This window comes from Rhizobium sp. GR12 (genome assembly GCF_036596185.1).
Classification (GTDB): Bacteria; Pseudomonadota; Alphaproteobacteria; order Rhizobiales; family Rhizobiaceae; genus Agrobacterium; species Agrobacterium nepotum.
In genome coordinates this window covers 1-477 of sequence record NZ_JASXTH010000045.1, presented here as the reverse complement: position 1 = coordinate 477, position 477 = coordinate 1, and the positions used below count along the sequence as shown (strand labels likewise).

At 55.8% G+C, this 477-nt stretch carries 1 protein-coding gene and 1 pseudogene; both read left to right on the top strand.

Features of this window, described 5'->3' with window-relative positions:
* A partial coding sequence (locus QSK43_RS27025) for a mobilization protein (RefSeq protein WP_332306026.1) occupies positions 1-221 on the top strand: 221 nt, incomplete at its 5' end.
* A 65-nt stretch (positions 222-286) separates the two neighbouring features.
* Positions 287-385 (top strand): annotated as a pseudogene (locus QSK43_RS27020) (type IV secretory system conjugative DNA transfer family protein); the annotation flags it as partial.
* Positions 386-477 lie beyond the last annotated feature (92 nt).

Here is a 477-nt window from a genome sequence, read left to right as displayed (position 1 = left end):
ACAACGATATGCGCCGCAAGGTCCTGATCGGGTCGCTCGTTGTGCATCACCTGGAGACCTCGGATGATCAGGAATTCGGCAAGCAACTCGGTGAATGGCTGCGCCGCGAACTACCGGGCTTTCTGACACGCGATAATGACAAGGCGCTCTTTGCCGATCTGATCGGACCGGTACTGCCGGATACAGCAGAGAGTGGCGACAGCACGCAAGGGTTTCCATGACCAGATCGCGACTTGCCCGGGGCGCATTCAAAAACATGATGCGATCCGCCGCGCGCGATCCGAAAGGACAACTGCTGTTCCTGGCCGGACAACGACCAATTTTTGCTGAAAAGCTTGCCTATTTTGCCGATCCGGAATTCAGGGAGATGTTCGACCCAGTCTAAAGGGAAGAATGACAGACAGGCAGTCTGGCTTCGGCATCGCAGCCTTGTATCGGAGGCCCTTGGCTCTCTTTGGCGTGGACTTCCAATAATCA